This is a genomic window from Agrobacterium sp. 719_389 (genome assembly GCF_900188475.1).
Taxonomy (GTDB): domain Bacteria; phylum Pseudomonadota; class Alphaproteobacteria; order Rhizobiales; family Rhizobiaceae; genus Agrobacterium; species Agrobacterium radiobacter.
The window spans coordinates 157,647-179,572 of record NZ_FYEM01000007.1 but is presented as its reverse complement, the minus strand read 5'-3'; the positions used below and the strand labels follow the sequence as shown (position 1 = coordinate 179,572).

At 58.0% G+C, this 21,926-nt stretch carries 22 protein-coding genes; 13 read left to right on the top strand and 9 right to left on the bottom strand.

Annotated elements, in window-relative coordinates; all coding sequences use genetic code 11:
* Positions 1–98: 98 nt before the first annotated feature.
* From CFB10_RS14640 to CFB10_RS14630, 3 genes are all read left to right on the top strand, one after another.
* Positions 99–1,010, top strand: coding sequence for a 2-dehydro-3-deoxygalactonokinase (locus CFB10_RS14640; RefSeq protein WP_026363628.1), 912 nt, complete (start codon positions 99–101; stop codon positions 1,008–1,010).
* Positions 1,011–1,054: 44 nt separating this feature from the next.
* Positions 1,055–1,693 carry an SGNH/GDSL hydrolase family protein gene (locus tag CFB10_RS14635; RefSeq protein ID WP_020010278.1) on the top strand — a complete coding sequence of 213 codons (639 nt, stop codon included), beginning with the start codon at positions 1,055–1,057 and terminating at the stop codon, positions 1,691–1,693.
* Between the two features lie 371 nt (positions 1,694–2,064).
* A complete protein-coding gene (locus CFB10_RS14630) occupies positions 2,065–3,216 on the top strand; it encodes a glucoamylase family protein (RefSeq protein ID WP_034501142.1) in 1,152 nt (383 codons plus the stop codon).
* A 233-nt stretch (positions 3,217–3,449) separates the two neighbouring features.
* Here the strand turns inward: CFB10_RS14630 and CFB10_RS14625 are convergent, their stop codons facing one another.
* Both CFB10_RS14625 and CFB10_RS14620 read right to left on the bottom strand, forming a co-directional pair.
* Entirely contained in the window at positions 3,450–4,154 is a 705-nt protein-coding gene (locus tag CFB10_RS14625; RefSeq protein WP_026363627.1) for an anti-sigma factor domain-containing protein, read from the bottom strand.
* Positions 4,151–4,696 carry a sigma-70 family RNA polymerase sigma factor gene (locus tag CFB10_RS14620; protein WP_020010274.1) on the bottom strand — a complete coding sequence of 182 codons (546 nt, stop codon included), beginning with the start codon at positions 4,694–4,696 and terminating at the stop codon, positions 4,151–4,153. Before CFB10_RS14620 ends, CFB10_RS14625 begins: the two co-directional genes overlap by 4 nt.
* A 184-nt stretch (positions 4,697–4,880) precedes the next feature.
* Here CFB10_RS14620 and CFB10_RS14615 point away from each other — a divergent pair, with 184 nt between their 5' ends.
* The 4 genes from CFB10_RS14615 to CFB10_RS14600 all read left to right on the top strand — a co-directional run bounded on the left by CFB10_RS14615 (position 4,881) and on the right by CFB10_RS14600 (position 9,222).
* Entirely contained in the window at positions 4,881–5,669 is a 789-nt protein-coding gene (locus tag CFB10_RS14615) for a DUF4394 domain-containing protein (protein ID WP_026363626.1), read from the top strand.
* Positions 5,670–5,968: 299 nt separating this feature from the next.
* A complete protein-coding gene (locus CFB10_RS14610; protein ID WP_020010272.1) occupies positions 5,969–6,517 on the top strand; it encodes a TRAP transporter small permease subunit in 549 nt (182 codons plus the stop codon).
* A gap of 15 nt (positions 6,518–6,532) precedes the next feature.
* Positions 6,533–8,041 (top strand): TRAP transporter large permease subunit, encoded by a 1,509-nt coding sequence (locus CFB10_RS14605; RefSeq protein WP_051091639.1) that lies wholly within the window; start codon positions 6,533–6,535, stop codon positions 8,039–8,041.
* 68 nt (positions 8,042–8,109) lie between these two features.
* Positions 8,110–9,222, top strand: coding sequence for a TRAP transporter substrate-binding protein (locus CFB10_RS14600; protein ID WP_026363625.1), 1,113 nt, complete (start codon positions 8,110–8,112; stop codon positions 9,220–9,222).
* A 63-nt stretch (positions 9,223–9,285) separates the two neighbouring features.
* Here CFB10_RS14600 and CFB10_RS14595 read toward each other — a convergent pair whose 3' ends face one another.
* The 6 genes from CFB10_RS14595 to CFB10_RS14570 all read right to left on the bottom strand — a co-directional run bounded on the left by CFB10_RS14595 (position 9,286) and on the right by CFB10_RS14570 (position 15,027).
* Complete coding sequence (locus CFB10_RS14595; RefSeq protein WP_026363624.1) at positions 9,286–9,918, bottom strand: response regulator transcription factor; 633 nt, start codon at positions 9,916–9,918, stop codon at positions 9,286–9,288.
* Positions 9,915–11,312, bottom strand: coding sequence for a cache domain-containing protein (locus tag CFB10_RS14590; RefSeq protein WP_026363623.1), 1,398 nt, complete (start codon positions 11,310–11,312; stop codon positions 9,915–9,917). The genes CFB10_RS14595 and CFB10_RS14590 overlap by 4 nt, the downstream gene beginning before the upstream one ends.
* A gap of 253 nt (positions 11,313–11,565) precedes the next feature.
* On the bottom strand, positions 11,566–12,444 hold the full coding sequence (locus CFB10_RS14585; RefSeq protein WP_026363622.1) for an HlyD family secretion protein: 879 nt from the start codon (positions 12,442–12,444) through the stop codon (positions 11,566–11,568).
* 5 nt (positions 12,445–12,449) lie between these two features.
* Positions 12,450–12,653, bottom strand: coding sequence for a DUF1656 domain-containing protein (locus CFB10_RS14580; RefSeq protein WP_026363621.1), 204 nt, complete (start codon positions 12,651–12,653; stop codon positions 12,450–12,452).
* Entirely contained in the window at positions 12,650–14,659 is a 2,010-nt protein-coding gene (locus CFB10_RS14575; RefSeq protein ID WP_026363620.1) for an FUSC family protein, read from the bottom strand. The genes CFB10_RS14580 and CFB10_RS14575 overlap by 4 nt, the downstream gene beginning before the upstream one ends.
* Complete coding sequence (locus tag CFB10_RS14570; RefSeq protein WP_026363619.1) at positions 14,656–15,027, bottom strand: hypothetical protein; 372 nt, start codon at positions 15,025–15,027, stop codon at positions 14,656–14,658. Before CFB10_RS14570 ends, CFB10_RS14575 begins: the two co-directional genes overlap by 4 nt.
* A 74-nt stretch (positions 15,028–15,101) precedes the next feature.
* Between CFB10_RS14570 and CFB10_RS14565 the strand changes: the two genes are divergently transcribed.
* Both CFB10_RS14565 and CFB10_RS14560 read left to right on the top strand, forming a co-directional pair.
* Complete coding sequence (locus CFB10_RS14565; RefSeq protein ID WP_020010264.1) at positions 15,102–15,908, top strand: helix-turn-helix domain-containing protein; 807 nt, start codon at positions 15,102–15,104, stop codon at positions 15,906–15,908.
* Positions 15,909–15,948: 40 nt separating this feature from the next.
* Positions 15,949–16,323 (top strand): VOC family protein, encoded by a 375-nt coding sequence (locus CFB10_RS14560; RefSeq protein WP_026363618.1) that lies wholly within the window; start codon positions 15,949–15,951, stop codon positions 16,321–16,323.
* Between the two features lie 68 nt (positions 16,324–16,391).
* Here the strand turns inward: CFB10_RS14560 and CFB10_RS14555 are convergent, their stop codons facing one another.
* On the bottom strand, positions 16,392–17,288 hold the full coding sequence (locus tag CFB10_RS14555) for a LysR family transcriptional regulator (protein WP_026363617.1): 897 nt from the start codon (positions 17,286–17,288) through the stop codon (positions 16,392–16,394).
* Between the two features lie 125 nt (positions 17,289–17,413).
* Here CFB10_RS14555 and CFB10_RS14550 point away from each other — a divergent pair, with 125 nt between their 5' ends.
* The 4 genes from CFB10_RS14550 (at position 17,414) to CFB10_RS14535 (ending at position 21,842) form a co-directional block, all read left to right on the top strand.
* Positions 17,414–18,385, top strand: a complete 972-nt coding sequence (locus CFB10_RS14550) for an MBL fold metallo-hydrolase (RefSeq protein WP_020010261.1) — start codon at positions 17,414–17,416, stop codon at positions 18,383–18,385.
* 35 nt (positions 18,386–18,420) lie between these two features.
* Positions 18,421–18,990: a pyridoxamine 5'-phosphate oxidase family protein gene (locus tag CFB10_RS14545; RefSeq protein ID WP_020010260.1), complete on the top strand. Its 570-nt coding sequence runs from the start codon at positions 18,421–18,423 to the stop codon at positions 18,988–18,990.
* Between the two features lie 345 nt (positions 18,991–19,335).
* Positions 19,336–20,580 (top strand): MFS transporter, encoded by a 1,245-nt coding sequence (locus CFB10_RS14540; protein ID WP_020010259.1) that lies wholly within the window; start codon positions 19,336–19,338, stop codon positions 20,578–20,580.
* 353 nt (positions 20,581–20,933) lie between these two features.
* Complete coding sequence (locus CFB10_RS14535) at positions 20,934–21,842, top strand: helix-turn-helix domain-containing protein (protein WP_034501120.1); 909 nt, start codon at positions 20,934–20,936, stop codon at positions 21,840–21,842.
* Positions 21,843–21,926 lie beyond the last annotated feature (84 nt).

Below are 21,926 nucleotides of genomic sequence, written 5' to 3'. Positions count from 1 at the left end.
AGTATCACATATTGATACCTTGAATTCACTAATTGACACTAACGCGCATTGCGCCTTATGACAAGCCCCTAATATGAGCGCAGCAGGAGGATAGCCGCATGACAGGACAGCCGACGTCGATCGTAGTTGATTGGGGGACAACGTCGTTAAGGGCGGTGCTTGCCGATAACCATGGACAACCCATCGCTTCCCTGGAAACCTCGGACGGAATAACGACCGTCGCAAAAGGCGGCCACGAGGCGGTTCTCATGGCTGCCTTGACGCCCTGGTTCTCAGCACATGGGACGCTGCCGGTCGCGGCCTTGGGAATGATCACCAGTCGTAACGGATGGGTAGAGGTTGATTATGTCGCCTGCCCCGCTGGTCCGGAACAGCTGGCCAGCGGCACGGTCAGGCGAAAGCTGCCGAACGGATCTGATCTGGTCTTCCTGCCGGGTCTCAAGGAGCCCCGGCGGACGCCGTTTCCGGACGTTATGCGCGGTGAAGAAACCCAGATTGTCGGCCATGGCCTCAATGATGAAATCATCGTCATCATTCCTGGAACGCACAGCAAATGGGCGCGGGTGAAAGCCGGGAAAATCGACGGCTTTCAGACATTTGTCACCGGCGAAATATTCAATCTACTGATCAACCACTCTTTCATCGCTAAAGGCTCGACGCAGCCGCCGGTGGATGATGACGATGCCTATGTGTGGGGCCTGAACGAGGCAAAACAGTCAATCGCCATGTCGTCTCTCCTGTTTGCAGCGCGCACGGGGGTGCTGGCCGGCAAGCTGTCTGCCGACCAATTGCGATCATTCGTCCGCGGGCTGGTGATCGGCCAGGAGTTTCGTCAGGCACGGGATGCCGGTTGGTTTGTCGAAAACGGTGAAGCAACCATCGTCGGTAATGACGGCTTGAACGGCCTCTATGCCAAGGCGGCGAAAATCTTCGATCTGCAAATTTCGATGGGCGCCGAGGATAATTTGACGAGAGGGGCGCTGCAGGTCCTGCATCGGGCGCTTCCGTGAATATCGCGTCCTGACATCACCCGTTTTGCCTCAAAGGAGGTGATATGTACCAGTTTCCAGCCAGCATCGGCACCAGCCGCTACGACAGCGATATCATGACCACCCTCATGCGCCTGCAGCGGCTGGGGCTACCGGACGATCCCATAGCGTTTTACGGCTCCTCTTCCTTCCGGATGTGGAGTTCTCTTGCAGAGGACCTCAATTCCCTCAACGCCGTCAACCTCGGTTTTGGTGGCGGCACCTTTCTGTCTGCCCTGCATTACATGGACCAGCTTCTTGTGCCTCTGAAGCCTCGAAGGGCTTTTTTGTATTTCGGCGAAAACGATATTGCCAGCGATGGCCAAACGGCTGAAACGACGTATCGACATTTCCAGACATTAATCGATCGGATTTCCGCAGCCTTGCCACACGCGCAGCTGTTCGCTCTGGCGGTTAAACCCAGCCCGGCACGCTGGATTTATCGCGATGAGTTCGAGCGCTTCAACCACTTGACGCGCGATTGGTGTGACAAGGCGGCGACCGTGACCTTTCTAGACTCTAACGGGCGCCTTCTGGGTGAAAACGGACTGCCCATGTTCCGCTATTATCAACCGGACCTCGTTCACCTGAACGCCGCGGGCTACGCCGTCTGGGCCGAGACCCTCAGGCCTGCCCTCGGGAAGGTCGCGCGGCCCGAGCGCTAGGAAGACGTAACGTCGGGCTGCGGACAGCCGATTAATAACCGCTCATTTCCAGGTAGCCCCGTCCCGAGGCGTTGCCCGTAAATTCGACCGGCCTGCCCCAAGAAGGGGTCGAAGTCGCCATCCATGCCTGTGAGGTTGAGGCAAAAACCGTCGGTGAGCCGCGCAACATCAGGCCACCTCTCCGTGTGCATTTGGAATCAATGGCCGAGTCGGATAAGCCTGTCTGCGGGTCTGCTTCTGGTTTTGCTGGGGATCATCCGAGGTTGGAAGTGACGGACGAATTTTCTGCTGAACTTGATGGCCTGCATCACAGTACCTTCGATTATTTCTGGTCCGGCAGCCATCCTGAGAGCGGCCTTCCGAGGGACCGCATGGGATCGCAGGGTCTGCCTATCCACGAAATCACGTCCATATCGGGTGTTGGCTTCGGATTTCTTGCACTGATCGTCGGCGTTTACCGTTCCTGGATCACAAGGCAGGCGGCGGTCGACCGGGCAAACCGCATGCTGCGATCTCTCGGCGCGGTGAAACTATTTCACGGCGCCTTTCCGCATTTTGTCCATACGTCTGGCGGCAAGACAATCCCATTTGCAAAGTTCGACGACGGCGGCGACCTCGTCGAGACTGCGCTTCTGGTTCAGGCGCTGATCTGCGCCCGCGAGTTCTTTGGCGGGCAATCATCAGGCGAAATCGATCTGCGCCGGTCCGTTAACGACATCGTCGAGGCGGTGGAGTGGGACTGGTTTACACAGGGAAAGCCCGGCCCCCTTTTCTGGCATTGGAGCCCCCGGTTCGGCTGGGCGAAGAACCTGCCGATTGTGGGATGGAACGAGGCTCTGGTGTGTTATGTGCTTGCGGCGGGATCGGCCGCACACGCGATAGACACGGCGTCTTACCACTCCGGTTGGGCGCGCAAGGGCGAAATCAGGAACGGCGAGACTTATCTCGGTGTCAGGTTGCCGCTTGGCGAGCCTTTTGGAGGTCCGCTCTTCCTGTCGCAATATTCGTTCTGCACTCTCGATCCGCGCGGTATGGGTGATGCCTATTGCAGCGATTATCTTGAACAGGTTCATGCGCACAGCCTGATCAACTATCGTTATTGCAGCACTCGCTATGGGCCAGACGACGGATGGGGTCTCTCCGCCTGTGATGGGCCCAAGAAGTATATCGTCAATTCTCCCACGGATGATCATGGGATCATTGCAACGACGGCTGCGCTCTCCAGCATGCCGTTCCTCCCGGCTCGATCAAAACAGGCGGCCATGCGCTTCCTGCAGTGGCGTGGCGGCGCGCTGATGGGCCGTTTTGGTCTGATGGATTCCTTCGAGCCGTCCACCGGCTGGGTTTCAAAAACGCATCTCGCCATCAATCAGGGCCCGGTGGTTGCGATGATGGAAAACCATCGCAGCGGCCTTATCTGGGATTTGTTCATGAACGCGGCGGAGGTGAGCAGCGGGCTGGTCAAGCTGGGCTTTCGGACGGACAGATACCGGGAAGCAGGCGATCTCTTGGAGGTCCGGTAATCGTCATCCGCCATTTGCGATGACGCCTGCTAAACTCTTTCCAACCCCGACAGATTGATTTTAATCACCTGGTGAAGGTCGTTTCACGCCTCGCTTGACCGCTTCCAGATCAAGGGCTGCCGAGATGTTGTTGCGAACGTTCTGTCTGCCTCACCCCCCAGGGAAGAAGCAGATTGCGCAACGCGGTTCGGTGCTCTCATTGTGCAACGACTACCTGCCAGCATCCAAAACGTCTATCGCGGCATTCGAGCAAATCCCTTTGCGAGAATCGGCCCGGTCGGCCTGCCGCTTGGTGAACCACCCGCCTGCTCAAGGGTGATTTCATAAAGCTGATCGCTTCGGGGTGCTGGCAGCGCCGGCCCTTCCAGCTGCGCTGAACGCGTGCCTTCGATCAATCCGAGCGAAACGGGACCGACCTCCTTCGAGGGCAAAGTCCATAGCTGTATCGTCTTGTCTTGCGGAACTGCAAAATCAGCCAGAATCCGAACGGTTGCCTTGTCGTTTCCGAAGTCCTCGACAACCGCCTGGACCTGGCCGCTCTCATCGAGGAGAACAGCGATTACGAGCGGATCGCTCGTGCGCGTAAGACTGAAGGCTAGGCCGGTGGCCAGGAGGAGGCTTGCGGCAATTGCAGAGAGAGCGATGCCACGCCAGCTGTTGGACCTGTTGTCATTTGCCGTCCCGAGCGACGCATCGTGTGCGTCTCTGGTCTGCGGCATCAGGCGAGCTTCAATTTTTCCCCACAGATCGTCTCTGATGACGGCAGGTTCAACGGCGGTATCAAGGGGAAGAAAACGCTCGCGGCTTCTGGAGACTGCCGCCCGCAGAGCAGCATCATGCAACATTGCAGCGTCAATGGCCTCGGCCTCGTGGGCGTCCAGCAACCCCAGAACGTAATCGTCGGCAAGAACGGGTATGTCTTTGCGGTCAAAGTTCATGCCATGCACTCCCGCAGAGCCATGAGCCCTCGCCTTATCCAGGATTTCGTCGTTCCCAGAGGAATGTGAAGTCTGCCGGCGATTTCACCATGGGAGTATCCCGCCACATAGGCCATCAATATTCCCTGCCGTTTCGTCTCGTCGAGGTTGCCGAGACATTCATAGAGCCGCGAGTTCCTGTCGAGCTTTTGCCATGCGGCAATCACCTCGGTTGCCTCTTCACCATCTCGAAGCCTCTCGACATCCTCAACGGTGATTTCACGTCTCGTATCACGCACAAGATTGAGTGCCCGGTTGCGAACGATCGCGTAAATCCATCCTCGCGCCGATCCCTGGTCGGCCCGGTACTGATGAGCATACGTCCAGATTCGCACAAAGCTCTCCTGAACAACCTCCTCTGCCAACTCGCGCCGTTTGACGATGCGTTGGGCGACGGCAACCAGACGCCCGGCCTCGCGATCGAAAATCAGGCGCAAAGCGTTTTTGTCACCTTTTGCGCAAGCAGCGAGCGCTCTGTCGAGATCGTTCGGCACGGAGCCCATCTGAATCCTTTCCACTCGCGATCGAAAACGCGGCCAGCACCGCATAATACCCAATAGGCAAGTTTATGGATGCAACCTAAAAATTATTTTTCTTTCTGCATCCAAATGCGCTGCCCGCCGTGTCTTGTAGACGGAAGCGTTCAAGCGACGCCATTCCGAATGGTTCAACTCACGGGAGAAACACATGCGCACTATCCGCCTTACTCTGCTCGCCTCCATGGCCCTGACGGCATCTGCAGGCATCGCCGTTTCGGCGCCGGCCCTTGGCCTGACGGGAGACAAGACCCTCGTCATGTTCGATACGCAAAAGCCTGCGGTTACAAAGACAATGGATGTGACCGGCGTAGACAAGCTTGTCGGCATCGACTTCCGTCCGGGTAACAAGACCATCGTCGGCGTAACGCCGGATCATCGCATTGTCACCATCAACCTTGAGACGGGTGCTGCAACCGAGGTGGCCAAGATGGACAAGATGCTGCCCCTTGCCGACGCGCCTGTCGTCGTTGATTTCAACCCCGCCGCCGACCGCCTGCGTTTCATGACGGGCACGACCAATCACCGCGTGCATCCCGACACCGGGGCCGCCACGGTGGATGGCGTACTCGCCTACGAGGATGGCGACATGCACAAGGGTGAAACGCCAAACATCGTCGCCGCGGCCTACAGCAACTCGATCGGCAAGCCCGAGAAAACCGCGATGTACAATATCGATGCCACCATCGGCGCGCTGATCCAGCAGACAAAGCCGAATGACGGAACCCTGAAGGCGATTGGCAAGCTGGGGCTGAAGGAAGCACCGGCAACCTATGCGTTTGATATCCACGGGGAAGAAGGTGGAAAGAACACTGCCTATCTCGCCGCCGGAAAACAGCTTTACACCGTCAATCTGGAAACAGGCGCTGCGACCGAAATCGGCCCCATCACCGGCGTCGAAAGTGATCTACGCGATATTACCATCCTGCCCGCAATGTAATCCTCTGTCGGCAAAGGCACTAAAAGAAAGGGCTGGCTCCGAAATGGAGTCAGCCCTTTTAATTTAGTTGGTCGTAGGGTCACGTTTTCGGAAACAGAACCTTTTCGATGACGTGAATGACGCCGTTTGACGGCTGACGAGCTAAAGACGCCATCGGACGCCCATACCCAGTTCTCGGTACGTCTCAGAAAATTCGCCCGTGCACGCCCTTGAGCGTCAGGCCACCGTGGTTATCTTGCTCCAATTATAGCGGTCACACACGTATTGAGGAGTACGCGGCTGCTTTCGGGGAGGATCTCATGAAGTTTCTGTTGGCCGTTTCGCGCGCCATTGATGCCGCCAATTCAGCCATTGGCAAAGGTATTTCCTGGCTGCTTCTGGCGGCCATCTTAATCAGCGCCATCAATGCCGTCATGCGCAAGGCGTTTTCGATGAGCTCCAACGCCTGGCTTGAATCGCAGTGGTATTTGTTTTCTGCGGTGTTTCTTATCGCTGCCGCCTACACGCTGCTTAACAACGAGCACGTGAAGGTCGATCTGGTCTACGGAAATCTTCCGCGCAAAGGGCAGCTGTGGGTCGACATTCTCGGGACCATCTTCTTTCTCATGCCCTTCTGCCTCATCACAGTCTATCTCTCCTGGCCGGTTTTTCTGCAGAAACTTGCTTCCGGTGAGGTTTCAAACAACACGGGCGGCCTCATTCAATGGCCCGTCTGGGCGCTGATACCGATTGGCTTCAGCCTCCTCGCCGTTCAGGGCGTTTCGGAACTCATCAAGCGTGTCGCGATCCTGCGCGGCGATATTCCCGATCCGGTTGCAGCGGCCGACGCCGCAGCGGCACTGCTCTGATCGAAGGAAAGAACAATAATGGCATTCATTGCGGAAAATCTCGCGCCCATCATGTTTGCGGCGCTCATCATCGTGCTGTTGCTCGGCTATCCCGTGGCTTTTGCTCTGGCCTTTGTCGGCTTTTTCTTCGGCTTTATCGGGATAGAACTCGGCCTGCTGCCAGCAACGCTGTTCCAGGCCATCCCCGATCGCATATTTGGCCAGATGTCGAACGAAACGCTGCTGGCGATACCGTTCTTCACCTTCATGGGGCTCATTCTTGAAAAGAGCGGTATGGCGGAGGACTTGCTGGATACGATCGGCCAGCTGTTTGGCCCGGTCCGCGGCGGCATTGCGTTTGCCGTCATCTTCGTCGGGGCAATTCTGGCCGCCACCACCGGCGTCGTCGCCGCCTCGGTTATCTCGATGGGCCTCATCTCGCTTCCCATCATGTTGCGCTATGGCTATGACCGCAAGGTTGCCGCCGGCACGATCGCGGCTTCCGGCACATTGGCGCAGATCATCCCGCCCAGCCTCGTGTTAATCGTGCTGGCCGACCAGCTCGGTCGTTCGGTGGGCGACATGTACAAGGGCGCGCTGGTCCCGGGTCTCATGCTCGTGGCAGCCTATACGCTCTATATCATCGTGACCTCGATCATCAGCCCCGCGAAAGTCCCGGCCCTGCCGCTGGAGGCGCGGACCCTGCGCGGCACCAAGCTGCTGTTCAAGGTCATCACCTCGCTGGTGCCGCCGCTCGTACTGATATTCCTCGTGCTCGGCACAATCTTCCTCGGTATCGCCACCCCCACGGAAGGCGGCGCCATGGGTGCTGTCGGCGCGCTCGCCCTTGCGCTTGCCAACCGCAAGCTCAATTTCGGTCTGATCCAGCAATCGCTCCACGCCACGGCAAAGCTGTCGTCCTTCGTGCTACTCATCCTGCTCGGCGCGCGCGTCTTTTCCCTGACCTTCTATGGCGTGAACGGCCACGTCTGGGTCGAGCATCTGATGACTTCCATTCCGGGCGGTGAGATCGGCTTCCTGATCGTCGCCAACCTGCTGGTGTTTTTCCTGGCCTTCTTTCTCGACTATTTCGAGCTGGCCTTCATCATCATCCCGCTGCTGGCGCCGGTCGCCGATGCGCTTGGCATCGACCTGATCTGGTTTGGCGTGATGCTGGCGGTCAACATGCAGACGTCGTTCATGCACCCGCCCTTCGGTTTTTCGCTATTCTTCCTGCGATCCGTCGCACCGACGCGGGCCTATAAGGACCGGATCACGGGACAGACGATACAGCCGGTCACCTCGTCCCAGATCTACCTGGGCGCCATTCCCTATCTGTTCATCCAGCTGACCATGGTCGTCATCATCATCACGTTCCCCGGCATCGTGATGCACTACAAGTCAGGCGCCAAGCAGGTCGACCCTTCCGCCGTCCATATCAATGTACCGATGCCCAGCATCGGCACGGACGCCGATCCCTTCGCCAATCCTTTCTCGGCACCCGGCAACAGCGCACCGAGCTTCGGAAAGCCGTCTACCCCATGACAATCGGTCGGGCGCAAAAGCGCCCGCCGCAACAAAAATCGCTGACGTTCAATAGGAGGAGGTAATCTATGAAGGTCAACCCAGGTCGCAGACAACTCTTGTCGGGCGGCGTACTTGCAGGGGCTGCTGCGGCTGCTTCGGCACTTGCGACACCCGCCATAGCCCAGTCTTTGCCAACCGTTCGCTGGCGTCTCACGTCCGGCTTCCCGAACAATCTGGACACGATCTATGGCGGCGCCGTCGTCATGGCCAATGCATTGAAGGCCATTACAGGCGGCAAGTTCGAAATCCAGGTCTTCCAGGCCGGTGAAATCGTTCCCGGCGCCCAGGCCATCGACGCCGTAAAAGCCAATACCGTCGAGATTTCCCATACCTGCGGCTACTATTTCACCGGGAAAGATCCGACATTCGCCATCGGTTCGACCATCCCCTTCGGCCTGAACGCCCGCCAGCAGAACGCATGGCTTTACCACGGCGGCGGCAACGAGGCTTACAATGAATTCCTTTCCGACTACGGCGTCATCGGCATTCCCGGTGGAGCAACGGGCGCCCAGATGGGCGGCTGGTATCGCAAGGAGATCAAGAGCGTCGAGGATATCAAGGGCCTCAAGATGCGTATTGCCGGCGTCGCGGGGCAGGTGCTCGCCAAACTTGGCGCGGTGCCGCAGCAGCTTCCGGGCGGCGACATTTATCCGGCGCTGGAACGGGGCACCATAGATGCCGCAGAGTGGGTCGGTCCCTATGACGACGAAAAGCTCGGCTTCTACCAGATCGCGCCATACTATTATTACCCCGCGTTCTGGGAGGGTGGGTTGACGATCCACTTCTTCGTCAACAAGGACCAATATGCAGCACTGCCTGATGAATACAAGGCAGCGCTCGACACCGCCTGCAAAGCCGCCAACATCAACATGCAGGCGCTTTACGACGTCAAGAACAAGGATGCGATCCGCTCGCTGGTTTCCAAGGGCACGCAGCTTCGTCCGCTGCCCCGCGATGTGCTCGACGCCGCCTATAAGGCGACCTTCGAGCTTTATGACGAGTACACGCAGAAGCATCCCACATGGGCCAAGATCTATCCGGGCTGGAAGAAGTTCCGCGACGAGAGCTTCGAATGGTTCCGCGTTGCCGAGTATACCTATGACAGCTACGGCTATGCCATGCAGACGGCCGGCAAATAAGCCGACATAGAACTTTACCAAGGCCCTTGGATGGCGACATTCAGGGGCCTTTGGCCTTTGCGGCTATTCTTTGATAAGCCCGTTATCGATCGCATAGCGGATGAGACCGGCAGTCGTCGCTATATCCAGCTTCCTCTTGATGTTCTTGCGGTGGGTTTCCATCGTGCGCTCGGCGATGTCGAGCGCAAGCGCAGCGTCACGATTGCTCTTTCCGCGCGCAATCAGCAGCAGAACTTCCTGCTCGCGCGTCGTCAGCGCCTTCAGCCTGCCGGAAGACCCCTCCATCAGCACATCGCGAACACCCGAGGAAAAATAGGTGCCGCCGGCAGCCACCGTTTCGATTGCCGCGACTATTTCTTCGGTCGCCACGTCCTTCAGAATGTAACCGGCCGCACCATACATGACCGAGGTCGATATATATTCCCGGCTGTCATGCATCGACAGCATCAGCACCCGGGCGGAAAGCTGCTTTTCCTTGAAGAGTTCCAGGGCGTCGATGCCATTGATCTGCGGCATGTTGATATCCATCAGCACCACATCGGGCCGCGTGGCGACAGTCGCGTCGATACCGGCCATGGCGGACGCCGCGGTTCCAACGACTGCGAGATGCTCGTACGTCTCGAGCACGGCCCTCAACCCATCCAGAACCAGAGGATGGTTATCGATCAGCAGCACACGAATCGGATGAACGGTCACTCGGCGGCCTCCTGTAAGCCGCTATTGCTGTCCTTCATGGCGGTGATGGGCAGCACCGCCCGCAGAATGGTTCCCCTGGCGGAGCTTTCGACATCCAGCCTGCCCCCGAAATGCGTCAAACGTTCCTGCATGTTTCTCAAACCGAGCCCCTTGCTTGCCGGCATCCCGTTCTCGGTCCTAACCGCCGGAAAGCCGCGGCCATTGTCGCTGACATCCATCTGGACCCGTTCATCGCGACTGGAAAACCTGATGGCGACCTGCGTCGCATCCGCATGGCGCTCGATATTGGTCAACGCCTCCTGTGCGACACGGTAGAGCGCAACCCGTGCCTCCGGGACAAGCATATGCTTGAAGGCCACGGATTCAAGCGTTGCCGCAATTCCCGTGCGTTCGGAAAAACTCGAGATCAGCGATTCCAGAGCTGCTGTCAGCCCCAGATCGTCAAGGACACGCGGGCGAAGATCGTGCGAGATGCGGCGGACTTCCTTGATTGCTTCATTCAGCGCAATGGCGCCTTTGCCGATTGCCTCGACAGCACCGGCATTATCCGGCGTGACCTTGCGCCGCGCCAGATCGATCGCAAAACGCACGCCGACGAGATTTTGGGAAATGCCGTCATGCAGTTCCCGCGCAATGCGCAGGCGCTCCTCCTCCTGGGTATCGATGATCCTTTGCATCAATTCCTTGAGCCGGCCATCCGCCAGCCGCTGCTGACGCAGATTGAGCAGCATACAGGTGGCAAACACCAACAATACGGCGGGAACCGCAAACAGGGCGACGATCAGGAAGTTCCAGGTGATTGAATGCCGCAACTCCTCCTTCGCCGCCGCCGTCGTCGCAAACACGTCGTCGAGGTAAACGCCTGTACCAATCATCCAGCGCCATTTGTCGAGGCCGGCCGCAAAGGAAAGTTTGTCGGCCATTTTTTTGGTGGAAGGCTTTTCCCACTTGTACTGGACCAGCCCTCCCCCCTTTTTCGCCTCGACGATGAGATCATAGATTACCCGGTTACCATCGGGATCATGGAGATCCAGCCAATTGTTCCCCGGACGGAAATTCTGTCGCGGATGGACCACGTTCAGCCCGTCATAGTCATAGACGAAGAAATAGCCGTCAGTACCGTAGTCGAGACCGGTCAGGATGCGCTTGACTTCTTCCTTCGCAGCCTCGTCATCAGGCCCTGCCCGGTCATAGACTGAGCGGATCGCCGAAAGGGCAAGATTGGTGAGGTTGAGGAGTTCAGCCTCCTTTGCAGCAAGCATGTTCCGCTCGAACGCATCGATGCTCGTGCGCGCAAGCGTCATTGACTGCCACGTGATCAACGCGGTGATAATGATAATCACAAGAACAAGAGGCCCGATGGCCAACGCAAGAATCTGGCTCCTGAGTCTCATGCGGCCCCTCCGACACATTCGCTCTCGTGTAGGCTCACCTAACAATACTTCGTGCGGTAAGTCGAGCCTATCGGAACTGGATGGGGTGGGACGTCACCACAGTGGCTGACCCGGCTTCGACGCTGGATTTGGGCAGTACCGAGCAACATGTGGGCATCGCCGTCTCAGTCTCGCGCTCCGTCTATGAATATCGCAACCTGAACACATCCCTTCGGGAACATCGGCCGGGACCAAGGCGAGCGAAGGTGCCGCCCTAGTTCTTCGTCTCCCCAATCGAGACCGTCGCAGTCCGTCCCGCAACCAGCCGAACCGTTGTCGGGGCGTCGTCGATCTCGATCCGCACCGGAATTCTCTGGGCCAGTCGGACCCATGAGAATGTCGGCGCCACGCTTGCCAGCGAGCCGGCAGTATCGCTTCTTTCCCTATCCTCGATCCCCGCAGCAATTCCGGCGACGTGTCCGGTGACCGATTGAGCTTCGCCCATGATATTGATCGTAACTGGATCACCGATGTGGATTCTCGGCAGTTTTGTCTCTTCAAAATACCCTGCAAGGTAGATGGATTCTTTTTCCATAAGGACGCCCACGGCAGTTCCAGCCACGACATAGTTACCCCTGCGCAGGGAAAAATTCGTAATCGCCCCGGATGCCGGCGCCCTCACCGTTGTTCGTTCAAGGTTCAGCTTTGCCAGATCCCGCGCGACCAGTGCAGATCGATAGGCGGCCTCTGCCTGATACATCCGGCTTTCTGCTTGCTGCCGCTCCTTGAGGCTGGCTGCTTCCTTTGAGGCAAGCAGTTGATATCGTTCGAAATCGGTTTTCGCCAGCTCCGCCGCCGCCCTCGTCCCTGTTACCTGCGCTTCTGCCTCGCGCAGCGCAAGTTCGAAGCGATCCGTTTCGATGCGAAACAATGGCGTTCCTTTCTCAACCTGTGCATTGTCGGACACCAGAACCTCGGTGACAGGCCCGGAAACATCCGGTGCAAGCCGAACGATATCCGCCCGGAGATGGGCGTCACGCGTCCATGGCGCTTCCATGTAGAAGGACCACAGGTGCCAGCCCAACACCACAGCGCAACCCGTCATGGACAGGGTCAGAAGGACTTGACCCGCGGTGAACGTCAGATTTTTCATCATCATCAAAACCAGTCGATAGCGGCAGAAAATCCGCCGAAAAGAGTAATGTACAGGGCGAGGTTGAACAGAGAGCGGTGCCAAACCGCCCGGTAAAAACCGATCTTGCCGAGAAGGGAAGCGAGAACGCGTAACCCGACATAAGCAAACAGGGCGAGCGCTGCGGACGACGGCAAAAAGACGCCATAAAGATCGAGTTCTCCCATCATGCAGCGTTCCTTTCCGAAACCGGAATTCCGGGAACAGGCCTGTCAGCCTCCGGAGCTATGCAAAGGCGAAGAGCGACGGCTTGCAGCAGAAGCTCGATATCCATGTCGGTGGTGGCCGTAGTCGAAAGGATCAGATCATCGAGCGCCCGCAGGGCGTTTTCCAGCGAAGCCCCTCGTTCAGCCGGAAGGCCGTCATATAAGGGCGCGACTGCGCGGAAGACCGGTTCAACGGTGAGGCGGAGACCCTCCGAAACTTCTGCAATGAGCTCCTGCATAGCGACCAGATGCAGCCCCACCCGGATATCCCTTAAAAGGTCGCGATCATAGACCTCCGAGGTCGGCGGGAGTCTTGCCGCTCGTGAGGCGAACAGGCCGGCAACGTCAATCATGCGATGTCGCGTGACAAGACCATCGGCGTGTTTGCCAAAGGCGATGTTTGCGACATGTCTCCGGGTAACGGAAAAAAGCCGTCTGGCATTTGTTTCGGTTTGCACGGATCGAAAGATGCCGCAGACCGCTATCGTCCAGACCATTGCGAGTATGGTCGCGGCCGCCGCATTCGTGAATGTGGCAAAATCGGATCCTGGATGTGCCTGGAGCGTGAGAAGAAGAGGGAAATTGATGCAGAGCCCCATACCAACCAGCGCAAGCGAGGGCACTGCGAGACATATGCCCGCGGGTATCAAAAACAATCCAAGAGCAGCGACAAGTGGCGCAAAACCGTCGATGAGCGGAAGGATCGCAAAGCCGTAGATGAATGTGGCAATGGCGGCGCCGATCGTCACATTGGCAAATTTGCGCATGGCAGGGACCGGGTCGTCCATCGTGGCAAGGAGGCAGCAAAGGACGCCCGATATCTGGGCGAGGGTCATTCCGTCGGACCAGCCGGTTGCGATCCAGAAGAAGAGTGACGTCGCAACGCAGATCGCGACTGTCAGCGATGACAGCAACGCCATTCCGATATCACGATGCGGTGCGGGCGTTCTCTCAGGAGCGCGGGCCGCTCTTGCTCCACTTTCATCTTCAATGGATTTTCGAAGAGTGAGGCACTCCGCAGAAAGTCGAGAAACAGTCCGCAGCTCGCGGGCATAATTGGCGAGAAGAAGTTTTTCCCATGTCGGAGGCGCGGCGAAAGAGGCGATTGCATCGATCGCGATCGTCCGGGAGGAGCTTTTCGGATCAGAACCCGCCTCCCTGATCATCGCCAATGCCTTTTCGTGGCCGCAGGGGTCTAGCCTGCCCAGTGATCGTCGCAAATCCTCCAGCTCGCTCAGCAACGGGAGGAAGGACACCATCCGATGATGCAGCGACTTCACCAGTGCCACTCTATTTCGGTATCTGGATCCGTCATATTGAAGATGAACCGCAAACGAACGCAGATCGGCCGCCTCCGCAGCCAGTGCGCTGCGCTCCATCCTGCTTTGGCTTCCTTCCAACTCGCCGGCAGTTATCGCTTCGAGGAGCTTCCGCACCCTCGCCATCCAGCCGTCGATCCGGTTGAGAAGAGTTGTTCCTACGTGAACCGGAAAAACAATGTGGCTGACGATCGAGGCGCATATGATCGCGAGCCCGATCTCCTCTGTGCGGGAAACGACAATATCGAAAGCGTTTGCCGGAGTGTTGACCAGCGGCAATCCCGCAAGAAGCACGGTATAGCCCGCCAACAGCGAAACATAACTGCGAGGCGTGCGATCAAGCAGACTGAAGAAGGTGCATGCAGAAACCCATACGACGATCGCGCCGGAGAGCAATATCGGCTCGTTCACAAGGTTCGGGACCATGAGAATTGTCGCGCCACCCCCAATCAGTGTTCCGAGAAGCCGATAGACCGACTTTGACGAGATCGCGCCGGAGAGCGGGTGGGCGACAATATAAACGGTTGCAACTGCCCAGTACGGCCGGTTCAGATCAAAACTGAGGGCTACGAGATATGCCAGCATGGCTGCGCCGAACGTCTTCAGCGAAAAGATCACGTTCCCCCTGGTAACGACTGGTCGGACACTCAAATGTCATCTCCCGGCCTGGAGATGTTCTGCTCCGCGCCTTGTTCATCACAGGTGACGCTGTTCGGCAGGCCATAGATCGCTGGCGAGACATAACAAAAGAACGGTGCGGCGAGGCAGGCGTGCAGGTAGGCTTCGGCCTGGTCCGTGCACGCACCGGTAGACACGGCCCCCGGTTGACGGCCGAGAAGCGCGCGGGCTTTCGAAAGGAGACCGGTCGTGATTCTTTTAAAGCGGCCGGCGCGCGGCGACTTTGTCCGCGTTCGGGGTGGAGTCAAAATGCAAAGACTGCGAGGCTCTTTGAGGGGCAGACGAATTTCAGTCCTGACAATGTCAGACCACCAACGGTCGTCGAATTTTTGAAGTGCCATGATCGTTCTCCAGCCTGTTCGCCGGGTGTGACCCTATCGACAAAGCACGCGGAAGAATTTAGATATACCATCAGATGATCACTAAATTCCACCAGTCGCAAATATCCCTCTCCGGCGCCTTGGCCGACCACGAGCTCGAAAGCTCCCCTGCGCCCGCGCGCGCAGTCAGGATCGACGTGTCGCAAAACGAACGCGAGGCGCCCGAACATCAACACCGCAAGGGCCAGCTCGTCATGCCCCTGCGCGGTGGTGTGACATGCAGGGTTCCGAGCGGCATGTGGATGGTTCCGCCTCACTGCGGCGTCTGGGTGCCAGGAGGCATGCCTCACAGCAATGTCGCCACTGCCAACGCGCGCTTGTTCTTCCTGTTCGTTGAACCGGGGGCTGCCGATCTGCCGAACCGGTGTTGCACGCTTTCCCTCTCGCCACTCGTCAGGGAACTCATCATCGAGATGGCCGATCAGTCCGAGGTTGCGACGGCTCACTCGGAACTCGTGACGACGCTGCTTCTGTCGGCCTTGTCACGGATGCCGGTAGAGTATCTTCATCTGCCGCTGACGGATGAATCGCGGCTTGTGCAGATTGCGTCGGAACTGGCGAATAACCCGTCCGATCGCAGTACGATGGCGCAGTGGGCAACGCGAGTGGCGATGAGCGAGAATTCGCTCGCACGTCTCGTTCAGCAGGAGACCGGCCTTACCTTTGGCCGCTGGCGCCAACAGTTGCAATTGATCGTCGCAATCCGAAGCCTTTCAGCAGGGGCGACAGTACAGCAGGTTTCGGGCGACCTCGGATATGAATCGGTGTCGGCGTTCATTACCATGTTCAAGAAGGCTCTCGGAACGTCACCATCAAGATATCTAAGAAACTTCGACCGCTAAAAGTCACGAAAACGGACGGGCAGTCCAGAGGAGATAAAACATGTTCACCCACGTCATGATCGGCAGCAACGATCTGGAGCGCGCGAGAGATTTCTATGATGCCACCTTCGTCGCTCTGGGCGGCAAGCCCGGCGAGATGGACGCCAGAGGCCGACTGATCTACGCCCATGAAGGAGGGCGGCTGATGATCACGACACCCATTGACGGCAAACCGGCGACCGCTGCCAACGGTGGAACAATCGGTATCGCGGCGACGACCCCCGACCACGTCCTGGCGTGGCACGCCGCCGGTGTCGCACACGGCGGAACGGCAATCGAGAGCCCGCCCACGGCACGTCCGAACGGGGCGTTCGTTGCATATCTTCGTGACCCCGACGGAAATAAACTGACTGCAAGGACGCCTCAGACGCAATGAGGCAGACAGCCCCATACACGGTTGGTTTCATGAAATAGAGTTAATCGGTGGTAGGTCCTGATCGGAATTTAATGGGCCAGTTGATCGCGCAAGCGGGGCGTAATCCAATCCAGGAAGCATCGAACCTTCGTTGGCAATGGATCGGCTGGTCCGTAGACGACATTCACGGGTAGCGGGGCCGGCGCAAACTCCACAAGTACTTCCTGCAGGGCGCCAGAACGTAACTGGTCTGCAATCTGGTACGAGAGTACGCGGATGATGCCGATACCCGATACGGCCGCCTGAATTGCGGCCTCTGTCGTGTTGACCGCAAGCCTCGGGCGGGGTTCGACATTGAAGGTCGCCCCGTCGCGGCGATAACGCACTTCAGGCGCGGTCGCGAAGCCCTGAAAGCTTATACCGTCGTGCCGGACGAGGTCCTCGGGGTCAAGCGGAACGCCCCGCCGGGTGAGATAGTCAGGGCTGGCGCACACGACCCGGCGGACTGCACCAACACGTGTTGCGATCAGCGCGCTATCGGTCAGATGTCCGATGCGAAGGGCGACATCAACATGGTCGTCCGACAGACTTATCTGGCGGTCCGTCAGCGTCAGCCGCATATCGATTTCGGGTTGCTCCTTGAGGAATTCCAATGCAATTGGCAAAACGTGACGCTCGCCGAAAATAATTGGCGCGGTTACATGCAGCCCTCCGCGCAGCGCGCCGTAGTCGCCGCTGGCCTGCCGCTCTACCGCCTCCAGTTCCTCCAAAATACGCCGTGACGCGGCGACGTAATTTCGTCCTTCATCCGTCAAGGTCAGGCCGCGGCGCGTACGCAGCACCAGACGGGCGCCAAGGTGCTTTTCGAGGTCGGCGACCTTGCGGCTGACCGTGGCGAGCGGTGCCTGCAAACGCCGTGCCCCCGCCGAGAGGCTGCCGGCGTCGACCACCGCGAGCAGGACTGACATCGCTTCGAACCGATCCATTCTATCCTTCCATAAAATGAGAGGGAATCTCCCGGAATCGCAGGATACCGTATCGGTTTTGGATATCCTAGCTTTCATGATGTCGAGGGACATTCCCTCATCGCCAGAACAAGGAGAAAGACGTCATGCCCAATCTTTCGCGCCGTGCCTTTGCCAGCGCTCTTCCTTTTGGCCTCCTCGGGGGAGGACTGATCCATGGCGCGCAGGCCCTTGCCGCAACACCGGAACCGGTCACGACGCTGGCCAGCGTAACGCCGCTGGCGCAGATCCGCATCGGCCGCTTCACGGTGACCGCGCTGACGGACGGCTATGCAGATATGCCCTACACCTTTTTCCCCGGGCGTGACCCGGCCGAGGTGGAACGGCAGGCAGTCGCCCAGTTCACCGCCAGGCCAAGCGGCGTGCGGTTTCTGTTCAACCAGTATCTTGTCGACGATGGCCAACGTCGCATCCTGATTGATGCAGGCGCAGCGGGCTCCATCGGGCAAACCGGCAACCTGCCGCAAGCCCTCGCCAGGCTTGGTCTGCAGCTTGATCAGATCGATGCGGTCATCGTGACGCACATGCATCAGGACCACATGGGCGGCCTGATCGCCGGCGGCAAGAACAATTACCCGAATGCGGAGGTCTATATTGATCGGCGCGACGTCAGGCATTGGACTGACCCCGCCAAGCGCAGCGGCGCACCCGAATTCCTCCAGACGAGCTTTCAGATGGCGGAAGAGGTCGTGCGACTCTACCCCAGACTTCAAGCGATCGATGGAGAGCGTGAAATTATGCCCGGCGTAACGATTGTCGACCTGACCGGCCACACGCCCGGCCATATCGGCGTTCGGGTGGAAGATGAGGGAAAGAGCCTTATCATGGTCTCAGACATGATCTTCCCTGTCGTACATCCAGCAGCGACCGACGTGTTCTTTCTGTTCGAGCAGGACCAGGCAGCCGCCAAGGCAATGCGTGACCGCTTTTTCCCTCGCGCCGCGTCGGAAGGCGCACTGATTGCCGCCACGCACATGCCGTTTCCGGGGTTGGGCCATGTCGTTGCCGACCGTGGACAAATCCGTTGGCAGGTTGCGGATTGGGCTTTGCAAGACTGAGGCCGGTTTCGGCCGCCTGGAGAGGCAGATGGAAAATGAGCAAATATCTTGATATTGCAACAACGTCCTCCGTGGCGGCCGCACAGGATCACTACGGAAGCGCCGAACAATGGGCGCGCATTGCCGCGCGCGGTGGCGCCGATGAGACGCCCGCAAGCCAGCGCCTCGGCCCCGCAGAAGCAGCCTTCATTCGGGAACGCGACGGTTTTTATCTCGCCAGTGTTTCAGAAACGGGCTGGCCTTACGTCCAGTACCGGGGCGGGCCGGCCGGTTTCCTCACCACACTCGACCCGACACTGCTGGGTTTTGCCGACTTTCGCGGTAACCGGCAATATATCACGACGGGCAATGTGCAGGTGAACGATCGCGTCTCGCTGTTTCTGATGGATTACGCGCATCAGCGCCGCCTGAAGTTTTTCGCCCGTATGCGGATCATCGACGCAGCAGATGATCCATTGCTGGCAAAGAGGTTGACCATGCCAGACTACCCTGCCCGGGTGGAACGTCTTGTCCTCATCGCCGTGGAGGCATTCGACTGGAACTGCCCCCAGCATATAACGCCGCGCTTCACACTTGCCGAGCTGGAACGTTGGCGCATGGACTGACCAGCGCCGCGTTTTCAGGGCTTCGGGAATTTTGTCGAGCCGACGGGGACGGGACATAACCCGCTTCGTCCATCCCCGCGTGTATGTAGGACGATCCGGTCAGGATTGGACTCACTGGTTTTCCGGAGTTCATGCTGCAGCCTTTGATACGAACGGGAATTCTCTACCGTTCCCCGGACATCCGAGGGGCGCATTTGTTGCCTCGTGCGACATTGAATATCGGTCATGCGCGTCTCGCCCAAGACGCTTTCATGCGATCGTCTAAATACTGAGATAAATATTGACGATTGAGACATTGATGTGGTCTATTCTTCTTTTCGTCGTTAGGTCAAAAAGGGGAACAAAATGACCATTGACACTGCGTATCGTGAGGAAGTGACTTCATCGAGTCCGAGTGAAGTGGATGGAAAGGCCAAGAAGGCGATGCTGGGCGCCGCTATCGGTTATGCGATGGACGGGTTCGATCTGCTGATCCTCGGGTTTATGTTGAAAGCGATTTCGAGCGACCTCTCCCTGAGCCCGGGTCAGGCGGCATCGCTCGTTACCGCGACGCTCATTGGCGCCGTCATCGGGGGCGTTCTGTTTGGCATGCTGTCCGACAGACTGGGCCGTGTTAAAGTTCTGACCTGGACCATCGTGCTTTTTGCCGTCTTCACTGGACTTTGCGCCCTTGCACAGGGCTATTGGGACCTTCTTTTCTACCGGACGATGGCCGGCCTCGGCCTTGGCGGTGAGTTCGGCATCGGGATGGCCTTGGTGGCCGAGGCCTGGCCGGCAAACAAACGCGCCAGAGCGTCATCCTATGTCGGTCTGGGGTGGCAACTTGGTGTCCTGGCAGCAGCGATTGTGACGCCGATGCTCTTGCCTGTGATCGGGTGGCGGGGGATGTTCGCGATCGGGATTTTCCCGGCTGTCGTTGCCTATTTCATTCGAAACTCCTTGCACGAGCCCGAGGTTTTTGTCGCAAACAAAGCCGGAAAATCTACCAAATCCTCGCTTCGACTTCTGGTGAAGGACTGGGACACCACAAAACTCAGTATCGGGATGGCTATTCTCTGCTCGGTTCAGAATTTCGGCTATTACGGCGTCATGATCTGGCTCCCGAATTATCTTGCTACCCGGTTTGGCTTTGCACTGACACAATCGGCGATCTGGACGACCGTGACGATTGCGGGGATGGCGCTGGGCATTTTTATGTTTGGTCACATTGCAGACCGGATCGGTCGTCGTCCTGCCTTCTTCGGGTACATGTTCATGGCCGCTGTTATGGTCGTGATCTACTCGCAACTGACCGACCCATATGAATTGCTGGTGGCAGGTGCAGTCATGGGATTCTTCGTCAACGGAATGCTTGGCGGTTACGGCGCCCTTATCAGCGAGCTTTTTCCGACCGCGGCCCGCGCTACCGCACAAAATGTCCTCTTTAATGTCGGACGCGGTGTCGGTGGATTTGGTCCCGTCGTGGTTGGCACTATTGCTTCGTTCTACGGATTTGAACTGGCGATCGCGCTGTTGGCGACGTTGTATATTCTCGACATGGTCGCCATGTGGCTCCTGATCCCGGAACGGCGCGGACGTGAGCTTTCCTGACGATTGAGCGAGCATCAACGGCTGCAAATTCGACACCCTGCCGCAGAACGCGGTAGGGTGAACCCGACTGGCAAGCGGAGCGAAATGCTGAAATGATGCCGCCCATGCGGCGTTTTCGGCGCAACAGGAAGATGCATTGATTTTTTTCGCAGCATAATTCCCGCCTGCCCGTCACTGCAAGGTTCAACGGTCGTCCCATCGAGCGATTGCTTGGCGGTATTTTATCGGGGGGGTCTAGAAGTTTAGATTTGTATAAATACCATGCAGGCATTGTGGCATGTTGCCCCGATCCTTCCGGTATGCGAACGGTATCGCTCATGTATTAGTCTTTGAAAGTTGGCGGCGGCATCAGGATGACTGACCAAACTGCATATGATGATGTAATTCGGATCGACGAGATTGGTGCGCGATTGCAGGCCTATCGTATCGGTCACGGTCTTTCGCCGGAGGAAATGGCGAAACGTCTCGGCATTTCCCGTGCCGCCCTTTATCGCGCGGAGAAAGGGGAGATTCTCAAGATAGAGCTGCTCGTCAGCATCACCAAGGTGTTGGGCGTTTCTATCCAGAGCCTCCTTGGCGTTGACATCGAATATATTGACACCGCCGGCTCCTTCTTTGAGCGCATGCGTCAGCTCGAGGAGAAGAGCGAGCAGATCATCGGTTTTTTTGGCCCGATCTCTTATCTGCTGACCTCCGAAGTCTACGATGAGATGCTTCAGGAGGTCTTCCTCGATACAGCTCCCATGGATGACGCGACCAAAGACGCAATCCGCCGGTTGATCGATACGTTGAAGGGACGAAAGAAAAACTACCGATTGCGCCGGCCTTTGCTCGTTAGCCTGATCGCCTCCTCAGATCTTGAGCGTTTCCTTCTCCATGGCCTGATTGGTCGCCAGGATTTGCCGGAAGAAGTTCAGAGGCGCCGCCGTGTCATGGCATGCCGGGAAGTGCGCCACATCAGCAGCCTGTTTCGAAAGCAGCCCCTGGGGGTGCAACTGGGGATTCTTCCGCAATCGGTCCCCTCGACCAGCTTCCAGATTTTTCGTCAGGCCGATCACTCGGTGTTGGCGATCAGTCCGTTCCGTTTGGGGGAGCAGCCAAATATTCGCGTCGGGGTCGGTCTGATAACCACCTCCCAGGACGGCGTGCGACTGCATGAAGACATTTCACGTCAAATGTGGGAGCAGGCGCTGAAGGCGACCGAAGCGGCGGACTTCATCGATAATCTGATAGCCAAATACGGTTTGGACGACGACCGGTAGGGTCGAGTGGAACCTCCGGTCTTTCGACGACGCCGCGTCCCGCGCGGGTTCCTGTCGCGGAGTGGTTTGCATCAGCCACTGTAG